Source organism: Micromonospora sp. WMMD734 (assembly GCF_049178975.1).
Taxonomy (GTDB): domain Bacteria; phylum Actinomycetota; class Actinomycetes; order Mycobacteriales; family Micromonosporaceae; genus Micromonospora; species Micromonospora wenchangensis.
This window is the reverse complement of record NZ_JBMHMK010000001.1, coordinates 2,969,516-2,989,572: the sequence shown is the minus strand read 5'-3', so window position 1 is coordinate 2,989,572 and position 20,057 is coordinate 2,969,516. Positions and strand designations below refer to the sequence as shown.

At 73.8% G+C, this 20,057-nt stretch carries 8 protein-coding genes and 1 pseudogene; all 9 read left to right on the top strand.

The window, feature by feature from the left end:
* The first annotated feature begins 42 nt into the window (after positions 1-42).
* Positions 43-4,614 (top strand): DUF6603 domain-containing protein, encoded by a 4,572-nt coding sequence (locus tag ACN267_RS12685; protein ID WP_421488735.1) that lies wholly within the window; start codon positions 43-45, stop codon positions 4,612-4,614.
* A gap of 40 nt (positions 4,615-4,654) precedes the next feature.
* Positions 4,655-7,426 (top strand): hypothetical protein, encoded by a 2,772-nt coding sequence (locus ACN267_RS12680; RefSeq protein WP_421488734.1) that lies wholly within the window; start codon positions 4,655-4,657, stop codon positions 7,424-7,426.
* Positions 7,427-7,431: 5 nt separating this feature from the next.
* Positions 7,432-11,103 (top strand): hypothetical protein, encoded by a 3,672-nt coding sequence (locus tag ACN267_RS12675; protein WP_421488733.1) that lies wholly within the window; start codon positions 7,432-7,434, stop codon positions 11,101-11,103.
* 394 nt (positions 11,104-11,497) lie between these two features.
* Positions 11,498-12,163, top strand: a complete 666-nt coding sequence (locus tag ACN267_RS12670) for a hypothetical protein (RefSeq protein ID WP_421488732.1) — start codon at positions 11,498-11,500, stop codon at positions 12,161-12,163.
* Between the two features lie 142 nt (positions 12,164-12,305).
* Complete coding sequence (locus ACN267_RS12665) at positions 12,306-12,617, top strand: hypothetical protein (protein ID WP_281898668.1); 312 nt, start codon at positions 12,306-12,308, stop codon at positions 12,615-12,617.
* Positions 12,618-12,713: 96 nt separating this feature from the next.
* A pseudogene (locus ACN267_RS12660) lies at positions 12,714-13,091 on the top strand (AAA family ATPase); the annotation flags it as partial.
* 1,781 nt (positions 13,092-14,872) lie between these two features.
* Positions 14,873-17,335, top strand: coding sequence for a hypothetical protein (locus ACN267_RS12655; RefSeq protein ID WP_421488731.1), 2,463 nt, complete (start codon positions 14,873-14,875; stop codon positions 17,333-17,335).
* A gap of 5 nt (positions 17,336-17,340) precedes the next feature.
* On the top strand, positions 17,341-18,702 hold the full coding sequence (locus ACN267_RS12650) for a condensation domain-containing protein (protein ID WP_421488730.1): 1,362 nt from the start codon (positions 17,341-17,343) through the stop codon (positions 18,700-18,702).
* Between the two features lies 1 nt (position 18,703).
* Positions 18,704-19,933, top strand: a complete 1,230-nt coding sequence (locus ACN267_RS12645) for an MFS transporter (protein WP_421488729.1) — start codon at positions 18,704-18,706, stop codon at positions 19,931-19,933.
* Positions 19,934-20,057: the final 124 nt, after the last annotated feature.

Below are 20,057 nucleotides of genomic sequence, written 5' to 3'. Positions count from 1 at the left end.
CACGCCGCGCCGGCTCGCGGACGCGCGGAGGAGGAGCGCGGCGTGAGCGACCTGGATGCGTTGTACCGGCACCTGGAGTCGATGGGACGCACGGTCACCCTCGCCGCGGACGACTCCGCACTGCCCGTGCAGCTGGCCGAGTTCCTACGCACGATGCCGAACGGCGTCCTGGAACTGAGCGCGGGCGACGACGGGATCAGCCTGTCCGGGCAGGTGCTCACCATCTCCGGCGGCACCTCGGCGTCCTGGCCGATCGAGGGTCTCGGCCCGGCGGGTGCCGGCCCGGTGCGTCTGACCCACGCCTCGGTCACCCTGACCGGCGCGACCGGCGCGACCGGCACTGCCGGCCTTACGGTGAGCGGCGCGGCGTCCGGCGTCCTGGACCTCGACCGGCCGGTCGCGGTGACGCTGGCGTCGACCCGGGAGCAGTCCGCCGCCGGCACCGTAGCGGCCTGGCGGCTCGGCGTGCCCGCGACGACACGGCTACCGCTGCCCACGTTGCTGGCTCTCGGCGTCGGTGGAAGCGGTCGGGCCGCGGTCCTGCCGGTCCCACCGCAGACGTTGGTCGGCACAGCCTCGGTCGAGCCCGCGCAGCTGCACCTGACCTTCTATCCGGGCCGGGCACACCGGCCGCGACTGGTGTTCACCGCAAGCCTGCCCGACGCCCGGTGGACGGTCGTACCCTCGGTCCTGGCGTTCGACAACGTCACCGTTCGGGGTGACATCGGCCCGGCCCAGTACCAGATCATGCTCAGCAGCCTCGTCACGATCGGGGACCTGCCGGTCGAGGTCGCCATCGGGGTGGCTCCGGGCAGACGGTGGACCGCTTCGCTACGGCCGTCCGGGACGACGGCCTTCCCCGGCCTGGCCGCACTGACCGGATGGCTCGGTGGTGCGCAGCGCGGCGCGGCGGCGGCCGGTGAACTGGCCTCGCTGCGCGGCGACGGACCGGGACTGGGCGTCGGCGGGCTGGACGCGGCGATCCGCAAGGTCACCATGACGTTCGACGCCGCGACCGGGCAGCTGCCGTCGGTGCAGGTCGTCAGCCTGCTGACCCTCGGTGTGCTGCGGTTGGACGTCACGGCGAGCCTGCCGGGCCTGGAGATAACGGGGCAGCTGTATGAGCAGACGCCGGTCGGGGTGGCCGATCTGCTCGACTCGCTCGGGCTGCCCTCGGCGGACCTGCCACGGGCGCTGACCGTCAGCGAAGCCTTCTTCCTGGCCCGGCCCCGGGCCGGGCGGTACGCGGTCGACCTCACGCTGAGCGACGTGTGGCGGATCGGCCCCGTGGCGCTGCGCCGGGTCTCGGTCGGCGTCGCCTACCAGTCGTCGTCGGGCCTGTCCGGGTACGTCGAGGCGGTGCTGAGCTTCGGGCCGTCGATCAACGTGCTGCTGGGGGCCGCGTACGAGGGGGCGGCCGAAGGCTGGCGGTTCGCCGGGTCGACCGGCACGGGGGACCTCCTCCCGGTCGGCGACCTCCTCAGCTCCCTCGCCGCCGACTTCGGCATCACCGAGGTGCCCGATGTGCTGCGCCACCTCGCCCTCGTCGAGGTGGCGGCGAGTGTGACGACCGGCACCGGCGCATTCACGTTCTCCTGCACCGGCGCCTTCACCGTGGCCGGCGCCCCGGCGCAGCTGCGCGTTGACGTCGCGCTCGACCCGGTGCCGGCGGGCCAGCCGGGCGGCGCGGCACCGCCGGACCCGGCGACCACGGTCGGCACCGCGGGATTCGCCGCCCGGTACAGCGCGACCCTGACGATCGGTCGGATGGCCTGCGCGGTGACGCTCAACCTGCGCGACGGCCGGAGCAGCACGAGCATCGACGCGCGCTGGACGGCCGACCCGCAGCAGCCCCCGTTGTCCCTCACCGACGTGGCTGCGGGACTCGACCTGCCGGTGCCGGAACTTCCGCCCGGGCTCGACCTGACGTTGACCGCCGCGGACCTGACCTACGACCCGACCTCCCGGCAACTGATGATCGGAGCCCGGTCGGCGGCCCACGGCGCAGCGGTCTTCGTGGCGTTGCCCGCCGCACCGGATGGCGACGGGTCGACGCGGTATCTGGCCGCGGTGTCCGTCGGGGACCCGATCGGGCTGTCCGACCTGCCGGTGATCGGCGTCGCCCTCGGGGACGCCGAAACCTGCGCGGTCGAGCAGCTCCAGGTGATCGTGTCCGACGCCCGGATTCTCCCGCAGACCGCGGTCGAGGCGAACGGGCTCATCCGGGAGGGCTATCCGAGGTTCCCGGAGCAGGGCACTGCTGCGGCCCTCGCCTTCTCCGCCGTGCTGCGCTTCGGGGCGCAGCGCATCCCGATCGCCCTCGGCGCCGGCCAGGCCGCCGGATCCGGCACCCCCACGGATCCGGCGACCGCGCCCGTCGGTTCCACCGTCGGCCAATCGTCCGGGCGGGGTGGCGTGGTCGCCGCCGCGCCGACCGACGCGGACGGCACCGTATGGTTCACCGTGCAGAAGGCGTTCGGACCGGTCACCATCGGCCGGGTCGGCGCCCGGTACCGCGACGCGGCCCTCTGGTTCGTCCTGGACGGCTCGCTGGAGGCCGACGGCCTGTCCCTGGCCCTGCAGGACGCCTCGATCGGGGTGCCGGTGGCCGGCTTCGTGCCGCGGTTCGATGTGCGCGGCCTGGCACTGTCCTATGTGAACGCGCCGTTGGCGATCCTCGGCGGATTCACCTCGGTCCCGCCGACGGACGGTGCCACGTTCCGGTACGACGGCGGCGCCGCGGTCTCGATGCCGTCCTGGGGCGCGCTGGCCTACGGCTCGTACACCGAGGTCGACGGCGAACCGTCGATGTTCCTGTTCCTGCGGGCCGCCGGGACGTTCGGGGGTCCGCCCGCGTTCTCGGTCACCGCGCTGGCGGCGGGCTTCGGCTACCACTCCACGATCCGGCTGCCCGCGGTCACCGAGGTGGCCGGCTTCCCGCTGGTCGCCGGGCTCGGCGCGCAGGAGGCGGACGGCTCACCGGCGCAGGCGCTGGCCGCCCTCACCGGCGGGCCGCAGCCCTGGCTCAGCCCTGCGCCGGGGCAGACCTGGCTGGCCGTCGGGGTGCGCTTCCACACGTACCGGCAGTTCGACACGACCGCCCTGCTGGCCGTCGAGTTCGGCAACGCGCTGACGGTCCTGCTGCTCGGCGTGACCACGGCCCGCTTCCCGTCGACCGGCGCGGCCCGCCCGTACGCGCAGCTGCAGCTCGAGCTCCGCAGCGTGCTGCGGCCCGGCGAGGGGATCTTCGCCCTGTCCGCGGCGCTGACCCGCAACTCGTACCTGCTCGACCCGGCCTGCGTACTCACCGGCGGCTTCGCGTTCTACGCCTGGTTCGGTGAGCACCGCAACGCCGGCGACTTCGCGGTCACCGTCGGCGGCTACCACCCCGCGTTCGACGCGCCGAAGCACTACCCGGTCGTACCACGGGTCGGCTTCACCTGGTCGCTGGACGCGGCGGTACGCATCTCCGGCACCGCCTACTTCGCGTTGACCCCGTCGGCGATCATGGCCGGCGGGACGCTGGACGTGCGCTATCACGACGGCAGCCTGACCGCCTGGTTCACCGCCCAGGCCGATCTGCTGGTCGCATGGGCGCCGTTCCGGTTCCGGACCCGGATCGGGGTCAGCGTCGGGATCGAGTACACGGCGAACCTGCTGTTCACGGCGAAGACCCTGCACCTGGAGGCGGGCGCGGAGCTGGAGCTGTGGGGTCCGCCGACCGGCGGGACGGTCACCGTCCGGCTGTGGGTCGTCACCTTCACGGTGGCCTTCGGCGCGACGGCTGACACCGCCGATCCGGCGGTGACCCGGCTGGACTGGGCCGGGTTCCAGGAACTGCTGCCGGCCGCCACGGCGAGCACCACCTTCACCGCGGCGGCCGGCCTGGCCGCGCCACAGACCGGCTCGAACGGCTCGGCTGGTTCGACTGACTCAGCCAAGCCGGAGCCCTGGCCGGTGCGCGCCGACGGCTTCGCCGTGACGCTGCGCAACGCGGTGCCGGTCAGCCGGGTGCTGCTCGGCTCCACGACGCAGACCGCGGCCGTGTCCGGGTCGCCGGTGGACGTCAGGCCCCTGGGCCGCACCGGCCTGACGGTGCGGCAGCGGGTGACGCTACGGCGCACGGCCGGCGGCCCGGCCGGCGAGATCGACCTGACCGCTACCGGCTGGCACGCTGCCGGCGTCACCGCGGACGTTCCCACGGCGCTGTGGGGTGCCGGCGACGGTTCGACCCTCGACCCCGGCGGCGCGCAGTTGGTCCCTGATCGGCTGACCGGCCTGACCCTCACCGCACCGCCTGCGGTCGCGGGGTGGACCGGCGGCCCGGTCGACGCGGCCGGCACCCTCGGCGTCGCGCGGATCACGGCCGACGACGCGCTGCCGCTGAGCGCCGCCGCCGAGCCGGTCGGTGCGGTGGCGACGCACTCCGGCGCGGTCGGCGCGATCGCGGCGCAGATCGCCGGCCCGGCCGCGAAGTCGGCGCGTGCCGCGCTGTTCACCGCGCTCGGCATCCTCGGCGCCGCGCCATCGGCCGACGGCCCGGTCGACGCCTTCGCGGCGGACGCCGGGACGCTGTTCACCGATGAGCCGATGCTGACCGGGACCGCACCCTGAACAGGCCGGCACGGCGACCCCGTGTGAGAGAGGAACGTCGATGAGCGAGCCGCTGCCGCCGGGCTCCGTGCAGTTCTACGACGGGTACCGCCCGGGTCTGGACGCGGGGACCTACGAGCTGTCGGCCGTGCAGAGCGTCGACGGCGTGGACACCGGAACGTACTTCGGGCCGCGCACCCAGACGTTCACCGTCGATGCCCCGCGCTTCGTGCTCGACGCCGGCGACGTCGGCGAGGTGTACCCACCGGCGAACAGCTCCGGCGACTTCGGCGCCACCCTGCCCTCGATCGTCCTGAACCGGCGCACCCTGCCGTGGGAACGGCACCTCGACGCCGACTCGAGCGACAACGCCGAGCCCTGGCTGGCGCTGCTGGTGCTGCGCGCCGACGAGTTGCCGCCCGGCCCGGCGCTGCACACGGGGACCGTCGCGCAGTTCCTGGACGCCTCCGACCCCCACGAACGTCCGCCGGCCATCGCCGCCGACAAGCTGTCCGCGCAGGTCCTCGCGACGGAGATGACCAGCCTGAGCCTGCACCGGCGGCTGTTCACCGCCATCGCACCGGCCGCCGGTGAGGCGCGGTTGCTGGCACACGTACGGCGCACGGACACCGCGTCCCGGGCGGCCGGACAGGCGGACCGGGACGGCTGGCACGCCGTCGTCGTCGCCAACCGCCGGCCCACCCCGCCGCCCGGCAGCGGCGGCACCGGTTCGGCCCACCTCGCCTGCCTGATCTCGCTCGAAGGTCTCGCCGTCGACCTGCCGGGTGTCGGCGGCGCCCCGGCGGACGGTGGGGACGTCCGGCTGCGGTTGGCGGTGCTCGCGTCGTGGTCGTTCACGTCGAACCCGGCCGGCGGCGGTGACATCGGCCGGCTGCTGGCCGGTCTGGCCCCTGCCGCGTCCGCCGGGCCCGAGGCGCTCCTGCCGCGGATCCCGGTGCCGCCGTCCGCACCGCCGTCCGCGGCGCTGACCCGGCTCCGGCAGGGCTTCGCGGCGTTGGACTACCGGCTACCCACCGGCGAGCAGACCTTCGCCTGGTACCGGGGGCCGTTCACGCCGTACCCGGCACAGCCGCTGCCCGGCCCGACCGACGGCACCCCGCACTACGCGACCGCCTCCGAGGTCACCGTCTATTCGCAGTCCGACGGCGTCTTCGACGTCTCCTACGCGGTCGCGTTCGAGGCCGGCCGGCTCGCGGCGCTGGCCGACCGTGGCTTTGCCGTGGCGATGGTCAACGCCCGCCGTTCGGCGTTCCAGATCGTGACCAAGCTCCAGGCCCGGGCGGGCTCGCCGCTGTTCGCCAACCTCAGGCCAGCGCTGCCGGTGCCGCCTGCTCCCACGCCGCCACCCGGTCCGCAGGTGAGCGCCGCCGACCTGCTCGCCGTCCGCACCCGCAACGCGTTCGGGGAACTGCTGGCCGGCGGCATGGGGGACCAGCTGACCTCGGCGTTCACCGGCCCACCCGCGCCGCCGAGCCCACCCGCGCCGCCGAGCCCGCCGGCACCGCCGAGCCCGCCGATGGCGGTGTCGCCGGGCACCGCCGCCGCGGCGGTCATCGCGGGCCTGCTGCTGCCACCACCGTCGGCGCTGTACCTCGGCGGCGGTGGCTCCGACGAGGGCGTCGATGCGGCATATCTGTCTCCGGTCGAGCCGGCCGCGCCGGTCGAGCCGGTCGAGGCGGCCGAGCCGCCGGTCCCGCCGCGACCGTCCGACCCGGACCTGCCGACCGGCTTCATCCCCGGCCGACCCGGCTGGCCCGGCCGGGACGGGCTCGACCCGGTCGAGCAGCTGCGATACCTGCTCTCCCGCACCGACGTCCAGGACCTGCTCGCCGACCACGCGCGCGGCCCGGCCGCCGACCCGGCCACCGGCTGGCTGGCCGAACTGGCGCTGCTGCACCAGATCCCGTTCCGGCACCTGATCCCGGACGAGCGCATGCTGCCGGTCGAGTCGATACGGTTCTTCTACCTCGACAGCGGCTGGATCGCGGCCCTGATCGACGGTGCGCTGAGCATCGGCGTCGAAGGCAGCCGCGACCTGGAGCTGCACCAGGCGATGAGCCGGCCGCTGGTCGAGGTCGTCGCGGCGAAGGTGGGTGCGGTACGCGCGGACCACCGCAACCGGCCGGACCTGGCGGTACCCACCGGCGGGGCCGAGGCCGCCGGGACCGGCGCCTCCACGGCGGCCGGCCTGGCCACCCCGCCCACGCCCCCCGCCCCGCAGGGGACGCCCGGTTCCGGTGGCCTGCCGGACATTCCCGGCCGGCCGGACCGCCCCGACCCCGGGCCCGACGCCGTCCCCCTGTCGCAGCAGCGCGCGGGTCTGCTGCTGCGCTCGGCCGTGGTCGCCGGCTGGCCCGGCCTGGCCGTCGAGGCCAGCGCCGGCGGCCGGCCGGTGCCGCTGCTGCGGCTGGACCGGCTCTCCGACACCGTGCTGCTGGCGCTGTTCGACAGCGTGCCGGACACGGTGACGCTGACCGAACCCTGGCACGGCCTGCACTTCGGCTTCGGCGGTGGCGGTGACAACGACGACGGTGGCGGTGGCGGGCTGGTTCTGCGCCGGCCCGACGGCACCCAGCTCAACGCCCGGTTCCCGGCCGCCGGTCAGCCCGGCCTGCACGCCGCCTTCACCCGCCCGGGTGATCCGTCGGTGCTGCGGGTGCGGGACCTCGCTGACGCCCTGCAGGCCCGGCTGGGGGAACTGCTGCCCGGCACCGCGGTACCGATGGGTCCCGCTCTGTTCGCCACCGAACTCCTCGCGTCGGCGCATCAGCTCACCTTCCACCACACCGCCCCAGTGCCGAGAGAGACGTGAGCCCGGTGGACACCACCCTGCTGGTCCCGATCCAGCTTCAAGCCCTCCAGGTCAACCCGGGTGTGCGCGCCCAGGGCTTCCGGCGGTGGCGGATGGACTACACCCAGCTGCCCGGCTTCGACTCGCCCGAACCCGACGCGTTCGCCGAGCCCCGGCTGGACTGGGCCGGTGACACCGACAGCGACGGCGTGCACCTGCAGTGGGTTCTGCCCGCCGCGATGCGCACCGGGCACCACGACGCGGCGGGCGGCACGACGACATATCCGCTGGTGCCGGACCGCTGGCTGGTCGTCCGCAGCGCGACGCGAGCGGATCGGGCACCCGGCGACCGGGTCCGCAGCCGAGGGTGGGTCGTCGAGAGCGACCACCTCGGTCCGGAAGGAGCCTCGCCGTACCTCGACCCGACGGCCGGAACGCCGACGCCGACCCGGATCGGCCGGGTGCTGCCCCTGGCGGGTTGGCGGGAGCCGGCCGAGCGTCCGACGCCGTTCCTGACCGCGGTCGCACCCGGCAACATCACGTTCGCCGCCTACCAGCCGCACGCCGTCGGGGTGTTCTCGCTGCACGACCCGGCCGACGACGTCGAGGACGGGTCCACGCTGTCCTACGTGGTCGTCGGCTGGTACGCCGATCCTGCGTCGGACCTACTGGCCCCGGCACGCCAGCCCGCCGGCCTCGCCGCCCGGCTGGCCGAGCTGGGCTGGTCCGCCGGCCCGGACCTGGCCGGGCGCGTCGCCGGCACGACCGTCTGCCACGGCGCGATCCGCGCCCTGGCCTACTCGCGGACGTTCGCCGCGCCGCGCCCGGCCCCGACTGCGATGGCCGTCGGCAACACCTCCGTCGACGCCGTGTCCGCCCTCATCCGCGACCGGGCCGCCCGGCAGCCCGACGCCGGACTCGACCCGGATCTGCTCGAAGCCTTCCAGTACGACCTGCTGCACACCCTCGACGATCCGGACGGCCCGGCGCTGCTCGCCACCCGCATCCACGACGCCTGGTTCACGGCGCGCCCCGGCGGATCGGTGTGGCAGGTGGTCGCGGCACAGCCCGACGGCGACGGGCCACCGGCCGAGCCGGGCACCGCCGACCCCGACTGGCTCGCCGAGCTGAACCGGGCGCAGGCCCGCTACGATCTTGCCGCCCGCCGGCTGGCCGCGCTGCAACGCGAGCTGTACGAGCTGTGGTGGAAACGCGGCCGGTACAACGCCCTGCATCACCGTCCCGAGGGCCTGACCGACGACCAGTTTGCCGCAGAGCTCGACCCTGGCCGGCCGGAGAGCCTGGCTGGCCGCGTCGCGGCGCTGCACCGGGAGGTCCAACGGGCCCGGGCGGACGTGCCGTGGGGCACCTCGCAGCAGGAGCTGGCGGCCGCGATGGACGCCTACACCGCGCGGCACCCACTGCCCCCGCGCACCGTGCTCAAGCGCGCCGACCTGCCGTCGTTCCGCAGCGCGGCCGACCCGGTGGTGGTGATCGCGGGGGTACGGGCGGGCACGTTCGACGAGAACCTCGGCACCGGGCCGGACGGGCTGCTGCCGTGCCGCTTCGCCGATCAGTTGGTCACCGTGCTGACCCTGCCGCTGGCCGGGCTGGTCGGACCGGACGGCCGGCTGCCGGACGGCTCGGTGCCCGGCCCGACCCCGCCGCCCGGAGTGCAGATCCCGGTGAACGCGAGCGACGTCGCAGGCGTGCCGGGGATCGTGCCCCTCACCGAGCAGCACGGCGGGGTCCCGGTGGCAGCGGCATTCGTCGCCCTTCAGACGGAGGCGTACCTCCTCGACCCGGCCCACGCCGCCGAGGTCGCCGCCATCGCCGCCGAGCGGGTGGGGCTGCCATGGGCGACGGCCGAGCTGACCACCGCCGCCGAGCAGCTCATGGCGGCCGGCTCCGGTGTGACCGGGACACCGCCGGCGATCCTGCCGCAGCGCTGGTCGCAGCCCTGGGCACCGCTGTTCCTGGAATGGCAGACGACCTACTACCCACTGCCGCTGGACACCTTGTGGACCTTCGACGGGACCTCGTACGACGCGAGCTGGCGCACCACCTGGACGAACCCCGGACCCCAACCCGGGCAGACTCCCGGGCACCCGTTCAGCATCAGCGGCCGAAGTCTGCTGACACCGCAGCCCTCGGCCACCTTCAAGGCCCGCCTGGACACCTACCTGACCACACTGCCGGAGCCCACGCGGACCGCGCTGTCGTCCTTCGCCGCCTCCGTCGACGCGTGGGACCTGCTGTCCCAGGCCCTGAGCGGCTTCAACGAGAAGTTGGCCCTGCGTGATCCGGCGAGCCTGCGTACCCCGGACGCCGCCGACGTGGACCCGGTGACCGGCCTGAGCATCGCCGAGCTGATCTGCGGCGGCGGTGTCGCGATGCCGATGGTCGACGGGCCGGTGACCTACGGCCCGCCCGAGCCCGGCGGATTCCAGGCCCTGCGCGCCGGCCAGTTCGCCTTCACACAGGTCAGGGTCGTCGACCGGTTCGGGCAGAGCATCGACGTATACGACATTGGTCTCGCCGGCGCGCTCACCCCGACCATCGCGCAGGGGCTGGTGCCGCAGCAGCCGATCAATACCGGGGTGGCGACCTTCATCCAGCTGCCGCCGCGGCTGCTGGAACCGGCGCGGCTCGACGTCGGCTTCGCACCGGGCGGACCCGGTCGACCGAGCCGACCGGACGAGGACGCCCCGGCCGCCGCCGACGTGGTGTGCGCCTGGATCGTGCCCAGCCCGCTCGACGAGGCCCTCGCCTGCTACGCCCCGGACGGCACCACCTTGGGCGAGCTGACCGAGACGGCCGGCCTGACCGGGCCGCAGGTCTCGTGGCTGCCCGCCCCGGGCTCGGCCTGCCCCACCCTCGACCTGCTCACCGGGAACTTCCCGGTGCTGGCCGGTTTCCTGCGCGGCCTGACCGTCGCCGGCCCGGCGGCCTTCGCCGACCTGCTGCGCACCGTCGACGCCACGCTGTGGACCATCGACCCGCCCGGCGGCGGCGACGAGACCTACCTGGCGGCCCTGGCCGGCCGCCCGCTCGCCCTGGTCTGTGCCACGCTGCACGGCAGGTCGGCCCGGCCGCCGCGCACCGACCCGCAGTGGCCGCACACCTTCGACCCGGTCCCGTCGCCGGTGTCCGCCCATGCCTTCGGGGTGCGGGTCGGCGATGCGGCGCTGCGCGGCGACGGCCTGATCGGTTACCTTTCCGTCCCGGACGGCGGGCACTTCCAGGCGGCCTACCGGCCGGCCGGCCTGATGACCGACTACGTCCGGCCGATCGGCCCGGACTCGTTCCCGGCGGTCAGGTTCGATGACGCGTCACGCACCGACCTCATCGTGCTGATGGACCCCCGGCTGCCCGTCCACCTGGTCACCGACATCCTGCCGGTGACGACCCTGACCCTGCCGCAACGCATGGTCGCCGACGCGATGGCGGCAATGGCGCTGACCGTCCGCTTCGGCCCGCTCCTGACCGACCTGCAACCCTCGGCCGCGGGGCCCGCGATCGTGCTTCCCCGGCCGCCGCAGGTGGACGGCACCTGGTCCTGGTCCGAACGGGACGGCGTCGGCGTCACCACCTTCGACATCGCCCCGGCCGACGGCGTCGCCCGTTTCCCCGGCACCCCACCGACCGTACGCAGCGGCTGGCTGCGGCTGCACGGCGGCGTGCGCCCGCCCCGGTAGCGACGGGCACAGCCGGCTCGACTCCTTGTGGAACCGAGCGGGGAGGACTTACCACTGCGCGAAGCGCGCCGACTCCTCGCCGACCCATACCGTCCGATCAACGAGATCGCGGCCCGAATCGGCTACCACGACCCGGGATACTTCACCGAAGATGTCAGTCGGAACACCGAAGCACACCCCAACATGGCGCCACACCGGCCGAAAATCGCCCTGATCGGTCAACCGCCACCCAATCACCGGGACCGAAGCCCGGCATACCGATCGTGAATATCCCCAAGGGATTGGCAGTGGCGCAAGTCCATCGATACGCGAGTAGGGCAACGTGACGAGCTGCGGTACGGTGCCAGGTCAGCTGCCGAATCTGTGGGACATTCGTCTTGTCGGGAGGGTGGGCGTGCAGTTGCATCGAAACACGACGAAACTGCGCAAGACTTGCCTCGCCTGGGGGGTGTTCGGGGCGCTTGCCTGGTTGGCGGCGCGGTGGGTCGGGGCCAACCCTGATCACCTCTATCACGGCAAGGCGTCCTTCTTCGAAGTTGTCAGCCTGGATACAGTCGCTGTTTCTCTCCTTTCCTGGCTGATGCTGCTCTGGCCGTTTGTGATTGAAGTTGACGCGGGTGGTCTGACACTTCGGCTGCGGGGAATCACGACCCGACTGCCTTGGGAGTCGGTGGAGTCGCTGACCATAACGAGGGTGGGGGAGTCGTGGGATGCACCGACCATCAAGATGTGCCTGGCTCCGGGGGTGAAGCTCGGGGGTCGGATGGCCACTAAGCGAGACGGACGACGGATCTACTCGTTGCTCGAATTGAAAGACTTCACCATCGCACCGGAAGAGGTAATTGCAGTTCTGCGGCGGTACGGCGGCGGGAGGGTCGACGCGCAGGAATACCTTCAGCACCGGGCGGCGAAGCGGGTCGTTGCGCGGTTCATGCGCGGGGACGAAGTCCGAGCCGACCCACATCTGGCCGAATACCTGACAGCACAGCGGAGCATCGAGGCGGAGAAGCGCGAGGAGTTGTCATCAGGTGACGACCAGGAGCCGGGGCGGTGGTGCTGACCAGGACGGTGAGTGACATCGGTCGTGGCACTGCGGCCAGGCCGTCGTTCCCGCCTGGGAGGCCTGCCCGGTACCCTCACGGTGATGTCTGCTCTGCGGCCGAACACGTACGCCGGGCGGGTGGGCCCGCGATGATGGTTGCGTGAAGGCGATCTACCCTGACGATGGCGACGGCGACCGAGCGGCGGATCCCGGGGCCGTGCCCGGTCTGCGCCCCGCGACCGCAGGTCCGGCCGACCCTACGTCCCGCACGCTCGAGGTCGATGGGGAGACCTTTGTTCTCCGCGCGAACGCGTTCGGTGGCACCGACTACACGTGGCTCAGTGGGCCGAACCCCGGCTACGGCTTCGGCGTCAGCCCGACGGCGGACCTGTCGCTTGACGAGCACACCACGAACATCCGTGACTTCCTGGACACCGTCGACGCCGACACCGGATACCTCGAAGACGACTGAGCACCAGGAACGTTCGACGTTCCGGACTGCCGGTCCGACGCTTCGGCTGTGCCGGTGCGAGCCTGTGATCAGCGAGATCGTGAAGGGTAGGGGCCGATGAGGGTCGCGATCTCCGGGACGCACGGAATCGGAAAGACCACTCTTGTCGATGCGTTGCGTGCGCATCTGCCGGGGCACGTCATGGTCGACGAGCCGTATTACCTCCTGGAAGAGCAGGGGTACGAGTTCGATTTCCCGCCGTCGCCGCAGGACTACCGGGCGATGTTGGCGTGTTCGGTGCGGAGCATGCGGTCGCCGTCACCCTCCAGGGTCGTCTTCGACCGCACACCACTGGACTATCTCGCCTACCTGGCCGCGAACGGAGCGGACCCGGCGCAGGAGGCTGACGTCTCCACGTTGCGCCCCGCGTTCGCGACGCTCGATCTACTGGTCATCGCGGTGATCACACCGGAGAGCGAACGCATCCTGCCCGCAGGCGATTCTCGACGTCCTGAAACCAGCATCGGCGGGCACAGGTGCGGGTCCGACCGGATTCAGGGCCGAAGGGCCATGGTCAGGGTGATGCGGGCCGGTCGGCGTGGCGGGATCGTCGGTGTGGTGCGCGAGGATGGGCGCGTGTTCGACGGGATCGACGACATCGACTGGGTGCGGTTCGGTCACGCCTACGGCTCGGCCGGTGATGTGCCCGGCCTGCTCCGTGCCCTGCGTTCGCCTGACGAGGAGGAGCGCCACGCCGCCTTCGGGGGGCTCTACGCCAGCATCTTCCACCAGGGCGCCCGCTACGAGGCGTCGGCGTACGCCGTGCCGTTCCTGCTGGAGCTGCTCGCCGACCCGGCCACCCCCGACCGGGAGCTGGTGCTGTACCTGGTGACGGTGCTTGCGGTGGGCCACGACGCGAGGTGGCTGCCGCAGGGCGTCCCGGTGGTGGAGCTGCGTCGGGCGGCCGACGGCGGGCGGGAACTGCTCGCCGCCAAACCGTCCCCGTGGCACGGCGACGACGAGACCGGTAAGGAGTACGTCGAGTACGCGTACGTGGAGTCGCTCGACGAGGCGGATCAGCAGCGGCTGTGGGCGTACATCGAGCTGGCCGTCTACGAGGCGGTGCGGGCCGGTGTGCCGCTTTTCCGTGAGCTGCTCACCGACGCCGACCCGGGGTTGCGCGCCGGTGCGGCGTACGCGCTGGCCTGGTTCCCGCAGGACGCGGCCGGCAGCATCCCGGCGCTCGTCGCGGCGGCCGGGGTCGCGGGGGAGGTGGACGAGGGTGAGGCGGCGACCGCTCTGGTGGCGGCCGGGTTGCTCGGTGCCGCGCCCGACGTCGGGCTGCTGGCCGATCCGCGTCCGGTGATCCGCTGGGCCGCCGCGATCGGTCGGGCCCGGGTGCTCGGCGTCGATGCCGACGAGGCGACGGTCGACGAGCTGCTCGCCTGGACGGCCGCCGCCGAGCCGGGCACCCGGCCGGCGACCGGCGGGGTCGAGGTGCCTTTCCTCGGCGGCGACCTCAACGGGTACGCGGGGCTGTCCCTGCGCCTGCTCGGTCCCCGGCACACCGGTCGGGCACTCGACGCGCTGCTCGACCGGCTGACCGTCGCCGCCGGTGAACAGGCGTTGCCGGTGGCGGCCGAGGCGCTGCGCCTGGCGTTCCCCGACGGCCGGCTGCCCGCCGGGGTGGCCGGTGCTGCGTTGGCTCCCCGGCAACGGCGGCTCGTCGAGGTGCTGGCCCGGTCGCCCGGGGCGTGGCTGATCGACGGCGTGTCGTTCGGCAACTTCGCCTCGCTCGTCGGCGACTACGGCCTGCCGCGCAGCCGGGAGGCGATGCTTGCCTACCTCGACACCCCTGCGGCCTGACCCCCGGCGGTCCGCCGGCATCCCCAGCAGGCTCCGGCTGCGCCGTCAGCAGCAGGTAGTTGGCGGCGTCGTCCTGCGGATGATGGCATGCGGTCCGGGCCCAACCCGTTGACCACGACGAGGTGATCAGCCGGGTCTCCGTCGCCGACCATGCTCCAAGAGATTGATTTGGCTCAATTGTTGGACGAGAATGTCGGGATCAGGGGCCGTCATCGCCCGTCTTCCTCGTCCGGTCGGGAGGAGGTGTCGAGCATGGAGCGCTACGAGGACCTCGAAGGAACCGCTGTGGGCCTGATCAACGCCGTCATTAACTGACGCGCCGGTCACCAACCGGGCGGGCACGGGTCGTCCCATCACCGCGTGTCCGCCCCTTCGGCACCGAACCAACGGACCGGCGCGGGAGGACAGGGGTGGCCGACCTCACCTGGCGGGATCCGGCGGCGTTGCCGCTGCGCCCGTTCATCGACCTGACCGCCGATCCCACGGTCGCGCCGTCCCTGGTCGCCGAAGCGGCCCTGTTCTGCGCCGCCCAGGCCGACCCCTGCGGTTGGCTGCCCGCCCACGCGGCCCCCGCCGACCTGCGTCGCACGATGTGCCGCGCCGGCCTGCTCGACGCCACGGACCCACTCGTCGCGCCACCCGGGGTGGCGGAGCGGCTCGCCAGCGGAGACCACGCCGGTCTGCTGTGGGCGGCCCGACTGATGCGTGCGCTGGGCCGCTGGGACGATGCCGCGCAACTGCTGCGGCGCATCGGAGCTGACGCGCCACCCCCGGTGTACGCCTGGCGTGCTCTCCTGCTCACCGAGGACGGCCGGCAACCACCTCCCCCGGTGCCGCCCGAGGTGGCGGGCCTGCCGGTCCGGCTCACCACCGCACTCGCCCACGCCCGGTCCGCCGGGACGGCCGGCCAGCCGGCCGGGAAGGCGCTCACCATGGCGGAGTCCCTGGCCGCCGGTCTCGCCGGCGAACGGTTCGGGGTGATCGCCCGGGCCCGGATCCTCGCCGTGCGGCTGAGCTGCCCGGGTGAGCCGGCACCCGAGGCCGACACGGTCCGCGCCGTCGTCCACGACCTGGGCAAGGACCGGAACGACTTCCTCGCCCGCGACGCCGCGCTGGCGCTGCTGCGGGCCGCCACCCTCGCTGCCCCGCACGGGACCGCTGCCTGCTCGGCGTACGAGTTCGCGGGCGTCGCCCTCGCCCTCGATCCGACCGGCGCGGCGACCCGGCTCCTCGCGGCGGACGCGGCCCTGGCGGCGGGCGACCGGGAGGCGGCCCGCACCCACTACCGGGTGGCCGCCCGCACCGGCCTGGCCGAGCGGACCGCCGCGCTGGCCGGACTGCTCGACCTGGCCACCCCCGCCGCGCCCGGCGCGAACCACGAGTCCACCGGCGGGTCGGCTCCGGCAGCGGACACCGGCGAACTGGTGGGGGCGCTGGCCGACCTGCTCGCCACGGATCGCCGCGCCGAACGGGACCGGTTGGCGGTGCTCGTGGCGCGGCGTCCGGCCTTGGCCGGCACGGCCTGCGCCGACGCGGTGCGGTGGGCGGTCGCGGCGCAGGGCGGTCCGGCGGCCGGGGCGCGTCCGCTTCCGCTGGAGCGCTACCGGCCGTTCCTCGACCTGAATCCGAGCGCGCTCCTCGACCCGGTCGACACCCCGCCGGTCGCGATCCACACGCCGCTGATGTCGTACGCCGCCGTGCTGGAGCGTCGTGAGCCGTGGTTCCGGGAGATCCACCCGCAGCGGGCCACGGCCGCCATGTTCCGCGACGAGATGCAGGCGACGGCCGCGGTGTACGGGTACGCCTCCGATGCCGCCTCGGCCGACTACGCGACGTGGCTGGCGGCGTCCGACGGCTGCCCGCCCGGGGTGCGGGACCGGCTGGCCAACGTGTCGGACCTGCCGCTGCTGGACCGGGCGCTGCTGGGCCGGCTGCTGTCCGCGCTGGGCTTCCACGCCGAGGCCAAGCGGATCCTTCCCGGGCCGGACGTGCCGGTCCGCGACCCTGTGGACGCGTACGCGCTGGCCAGCTGGATCTTCGCCGAGCAGATGCTCACCACGGGGCACGCGGCCGAACTGGAACCGCACTTCCGCACGCTGTACGACCAGCTCGGCGACGACGTCAGGTACGCCCGCACCCGGGTGGTCACCACCATCAACGCCACCGTCAACGCGGCCCGACGCCGGGAGCCCGACACCATCGCCCGGTGGCGCAAGCTCGGCGAGGAGGACCTCGCCCGGTACACCGCGCTGCCCGAGGTGTCGGAGTTCGACGCCGCGATCATGACCAGCAGATGGTTCCGGGCCATGGGCTTCCTACCGTTCCTCACCGGCGACCGTGACCTGCTGCGGGCGGACATGGACCGGTGGCTCGGCATCGCCCGGGAGGTGACCGGACACGACGGGCACACCCGGGTCATCGCCGCCGACAACTACTTCCCGGCCGTGGAGACCGCCGTACGCACCCACACCCACCTCGGTGAACGCGACACCGCGCTGGCCCTGGTGGACGAGCTGGCACAGCGGATCGACCCGATCGACCCGAAGACCTGGCTCACCGCCGGGGAGCTGCGGTACCAGGCCGGCGACCACGGTGGCGCGCTTGAGGCGTACCTGCGGGCCGCGCACCTGCAGTTCCCGTACGGGCGGATCTCCTGGTTCAACGCCGGTCAGGTGCACGAGCAACTCGGCCGGGCCGACCTGGCCGCCGAGTGTTACCGTCTGTCGCTCGCGCACTGGCCGACCGGGGTGTCGCCGCTGCGTCGGCTGCGTGACCTGCACCTGCGCGGCCGGCTGCCCGACGACGGGGGAGTGCTGGCGGCCTGGCTGGCGGGCCAGCCGGCGTGGTTGCAGCTACCCGCGTTCCCGGGGTGAGCGGGGTGCGGGTGCCGCCCTACGGGGCGCAGCGCGAACTGCTGCTGCTGAGCGACACCGACCCGGCCGGCCTGCCCCGGCACAACCCGATGCCCCGGGCCTGGACACTGTGGCGCGTGCGGGGCAAGGTGGACGTGCCGCGTCTGGCCGCCGCCATGCGGGCCGTCGCCGCCGGCAACGACGTCTGGCGGGCCCGGTTCGCCGCAGGCCCCGAGCTGGTGTACGGAGCCGGGCAGCCCTTCCCGGTGACCACCGTGGACTGTGCCGACGTGCCGGCCGACCGGCTGCTGGAGGCGGTCGGGGCGGCCCTCGGCGACGCGGTGTACGCGCCGATCGACCTGCGCCACGACCCGCTGGCCGGGGCCTGCCTGGTGCGGCTGGCCCCGGACGACCACGCGCTCGCCCTCGTGGTGGACCACGGCTTCGCCGACCACGCGACGCACACCCGGTTCGTGCGTCGCACGGCTGCGGCGTACCAGCATCCGCGGCGCACGCCGCCGCCACTGCCGTCGTTCTTCGCGTACGCGGCCGAGGTCGCCGCCGACCCGCGGCGGGCGGCGTCCCGGGAGTTCTGGGCGGCGGCGATGAGCCGGGACGTCCCGGCGGTCGCCTTCCCCGGCGGGCGGTGGAAACCGTGGCCGGACACCACCGCCAGCGCCGCCTGGCCGCTGCGGCTCGACCGAGCAACCACCCAGGCCATCCGGTACGCCCGGGAACTCACCGGCGCGACCGGCTCCGGTCTGCTGCTGGCGGCCCTGACGTTCCTGCTGGAACTCTGGGCCGAGACGGACGTCCCGGTGCTGTACGCGCGGGGCGGCCGGTGGACCCGGGAGAGCATCGAGGTTCCCGGCGCGCTGCACGAGGCGGTGGTGAGCGTGCCGCCGGGCCAACGTGCGTCCGCCTCGCTCGCCGACCGGGTCCGTGCTCTCACCGCCGCCAACGCCGCCGCCCCGCCGCTGTTCGGTCAGTGGCTCACCGACTTCGGTGGGGTCGAGGCCCTCCGGGAACGGCGTCGCCTCGTGCTCAACGTGGTGGCGGCGGAACCCACCGTCACCCTCGGTGACGCCACGATCGGCCCGGCGGACCGGCTGCTGCGCGGCAGCGTACGCCCGCCGGAAGGCCGGCGTGGGTTCCCCGCCCACAACGCGCTGCACCTGGCGGTGACCTGGTCGGCCGAGCAGCCTGAGGTGACCGTGCACCACGACCCCGAGGTGCTGCCCGCCGCCGCGCCGTTCGGTGCCGCCCTGCTCCGGTTCCTCGCCCTGCTGGCCGAACAGCCCGACATCGCCGTCGACCGGGCCGCCGACCTGCTGCGCGCGACCTGGCTACGGGCGGCCGACGCCCCGCCCACGGCCGCGTCGACCTGACGTGACGGACCGCCGTGGCGGGCTGCTCCGGCAGCACGACTTCCGGTCCCTGTGGCTCGGGGCGGTCGCCAGCCAGTTCGGTGCCCGGATGGCCCTGGTGGCGCTGCCGCTGGTGGCGGCCGGCCCGATGCACGCCTCCGCCTGGCAGGTGGGTCTGGTCGGCACCCTGGGCACGGTGGCGTTCCTGGTGGTCGGCCTGCCCGCCGGCGCGGTCGTCGACCGGGTGCGGCAGCGGCGGTTGCTCATCGGCACCGACCTGGGGCGGGCCGTGCTCGTCGCCTCGCTGGCCGTGCCGGTGGCGTCGGGCGGGACGGCGCTCGGCCAGGTGTACGTCGTCGTCCTCGGCGTCGGGGTGCTCACCGTGTTCTTCGACGTCGCGCATCAGAGTTACCTGCCCCGGGTAGTGCGGGCCGACGAACTGGTCGAGGGTAACGCCCGGCTGAGCACCACCCTCGCGGTGGCGCAGGTCGCGGGGCCCGCGCTGGCCGGGTTGGCCGTCGATCTGGCCGGCACCCGGCCCGCCGTCGTGGCGATCGCGGTGGGGTTCGCCGGGTCCGCCGCGTACCTGGCCCGGATCCGGGCGGTCGACACACGGCCCGTCCCCGCCGGCCGGTCCCGGCTCGCCGGGCAGATCCGCGACGGCGTGGCCTACGTGCTGCGCCACCGGGTGCTACGCCTGCTGGCGCTGGCCGGCGGCGCGTACAACATGTTCGCCCTGGTGGTGCAGACGATGGTGCCGGTGCGCCTGGTCAGCGAGCTGGGCACGTCCCCGGCGACGGCCAGCGCGTACTTCAGCGCGGGCGGTGCCGGCGGCATCCTCGGCGCGGTCGTCGCCCGGCGGCTGGTCCGGCGGCTCGGGCTGTACCGCGCGGTCTGGCTCTGCCTGCTCGTCACCGCCCCGTTCGCGCTGCTCACCCCGCTGATCGACAGCGTCGGTGGGATCTGGTTGGCGGCCGGCGGCTACCTGGTGCTGTGGGCGGGTGCGACAGCGTCCAACGTGGCCCAGGTCAGTCTGCGCCAACAGCTGTGCCCGCCCGACCTGCTCGGCCGGATGAACGCCACCATGCGGTTCCTGCTCGGCGGGGCGATGCCGGTGGGTGCGCTGCTGGGCACGGTGCTGGGGGCCGCCGCCGGTGCCCGGGTTGCCCTGTGGGTGGGTGCGGTCGGTCTGCTCCTGTCCTGCCTGCCGCTGCTGCGCCTGCGCGTCCCCGCCGACCGGCGGCCCGCATAGCGGACGTCTGCTCCCGGTCGGTGTGGATCTTGTGGGATATCCACGCTGCTACGGCCCGTCACATCAGGTTATCTGGGTGTCCGTTTCGGCGTTGGCCGGGTTGTTTGTGGTGTCAAGTTGTGAC

Excerpts from the sequence above, each read along its gene's own strand:
- ACN267_RS12680 (WP_421488734.1), top strand. The coding sequence starts at position 4,655 with ATGAGCGAGCCGCTGCCGCCGGGCTCCGTGCAGTTCTACGACGGGTAC.